Genomic DNA, 2,134 nt, shown 5'->3' with positions numbered 1-2,134 from the left:
CGTGATGCCCGTGGAGGTGGCGCGCTACTACGCGTCACTGAACGTGCTGGCCATCCTGCCCATCGACCTGCCCTGCCACATGGACGCCTTCGGCATCATCACCCGCGAGGGGCATCTGATGTCCCCCGGGGCGCGGCAGCTGCTGCACGAGGTGAGGTCGGCGGCGCGCGACCTTTACTGAGGCATGCTGGGCGGCGTTGCCGCCAGATGGCGGGTCTTTGCGGCCGCGCCGGGCCCTTATCCCAGGGTGTGGGTCGGCGCCGGCCTGCGCGGCCTCCGGGTTCACCCGTAGCCCCCACAAGAGCCCCGCCGGCCGGCCGGGCACCGTTTCCGGGCGACAATCGCAGCTTCGCGCGCGCGTTGTGCTTGGGCGCGCCGAAACTGCCCCCCAGAGATCCCCCAAGAGGCCTCCATGATCGTTTTGAAAGCTCCCCAGGATCAGGTGCTCGGCGCGCTGCAAGCGGTGTCCGGCATCGTCGAGCGGCGCCACACGCTGCCCATCCTGGCCAATGTGCTGATCCGCAAGACCGGCAACCAGGTGGAGCTCACAACCAGCGACCTCGAGATCCAGGTGCGCACCACCGTGCAATTCGACGGCGACACCGGCAACCTGCAAACCACCGTCGGCGCCCGCAAGCTGATCGACATCCTGCGCTCCATGCCGGCCGACCAGGTCGTCAGCCTGACCAGCAACGCGAACAAGATGACCCTGCAGGGCGGCAAGAGCCGCTTCACGCTGCAGACCCTGCCGGCCGACGACTTCCCCCTCGTGCAGGAAGCCGCCGACTTCGGCCCCGCCTTCAGCGTGCCGCAAAAGGCGCTCAAGGGCCTGATCAACCAGGTCCACTTCGCCATGGCGGTGCATGACATCCGCTACTACCTGAACGGCATCTTGTTCGTCGCCGAAGGCAAGAACCTGACGCTGGTGGCCACCGACGGCCACCGCCTGGCGCTGGCCCAGGCCGAGCTGGACACCGACATCCCCAAGCAGGAAGTCATCCTGCCGCGCAAGACCGTGCTGGAACTGCAGCGCCTGCTGAAGGACGGCAAGGAAGACGACGCCATCGAGATGCGCTTTGCCGGCAACCAGGCCAAGTTCTCTTTCAGCGGCATGGAGTTCGTCACCAAGCTGGTCGAGGGCAAGTTCCCCGACTACAACCGCGTCATCCCCAAGAGCCACAAGTTCCGCCTGACGCTGGGCCGCGCGCCGCTGCTGAGCAGCCTGCAGCGCGCTGCCATCCTGACCAGCGAGAAGTTCAAGGCCGTGCGCCTGACCTTCGAGCCGGGCCTGCTGAGCATCGCGTCCAGCAACGCCGAGCAGGAAGAAGCCAAGGAAGAGATCGAGATCGACTACGCCGGCGACAAGATCGAGACCGGCTTCAACGTCACCTACCTGATGGATGCCCTGGCCAACATGAGCCAGGACATGGTCTGCATCGACCTGAACGACAGCGCCAGCAGCGCGCTGCTGACCATCCCCGACACCACCGGCTTCAAGTACGTCGTGATGCCGATGCGAATCTGAGCCAGCACCCTGGCTTGGACACAGCGGGCTTCGGCCCGCTTCAGTGCTTTTAAAGGGCGATGAATTTGTCGCCCGCGAGTGAGAGAGAGTTCCCGATGAGTGATGTTTCCAGCAGTGCCGACCACCCCGATGGCCTGAACGCCAACCAGCAGGCGGCCGCCGCGGCCGAGGCCAAATCGGGCGCGGTGTACGACGCCGATTCCATCCAGATCCTGGAAGGCCTGGAAGCCGTGCGCAAGCGCCCCGGCATGTACATYGGCGACACCTCCGACGGCACCGGCCTGCACCACCTCGTGTTCGAAGTGGTGGACAACTCCATCGACGAGGCCCTGGCCGGCCACTGCGACGACATCGTCGTCACCATCCACACCGACAACTCCATCTCCGTCATCGACAACGGCCGCGGCATCCCCACCGGCGTCAAGATGGACGACAAGCACGAGCCCAAGCGCAGTGCAGCCGAGATCGCGCTGACCGAGCTGCACGCCGGCGGCAAGTTCAACCAGAACAGCTACAAGGYCTCGGGCGGCCTGCACGGCGTGGGCGTGTCCTGCGTCAACGGCCTGTCCAAGTTCCTGCGCCTGACCGTGCGCCAGAACGGCAAGGTGC

2 protein-coding genes and 1 pseudogene are annotated in these 2,134 nt (G+C 65.9%); all 3 read left to right on the top strand.

Translation table 11 applies throughout. The features are described 5' to 3' along the window. Positions 1-181: pseudogene (locus tag ACXJKR_RS30595) on the top strand (LysR family transcriptional regulator); the annotation flags it as partial. A gap of 231 nt (positions 182-412) precedes the next feature. Continuing rightward, the gene (gene dnaN / locus ACXJKR_RS30590; protein WP_457326050.1) at positions 413-1,525 is read left to right on the top strand and encodes a DNA polymerase III subunit beta; all 1,113 of its coding nucleotides are present in this window, start codon (positions 413-415) and stop codon (positions 1,523-1,525) included. A 95-nt stretch (positions 1,526-1,620) separates the two neighbouring features. Then, positions 1,621-2,134: ATP-binding protein (locus tag ACXJKR_RS30585; protein WP_457326049.1), on the top strand; the 514-nt coding region annotated here is incomplete at its 3' end.

It is taken from the genome of Roseateles sp. P5_E11, assembly GCF_054049355.1.
The sequence above is the reverse complement of the archived record's forward strand: the minus strand, read 5'-3'. Positions and strand labels throughout refer to the sequence as shown.

What these genes read in the sequence shown, in the direction of transcription:
- dnaN (WP_457326050.1), top strand. Translation starts at nt 413, where the DNA reads ATGATCGTTTTGAAAGCTCCCCAGGATCAGGTGCTCGGCGCGCTGCAA.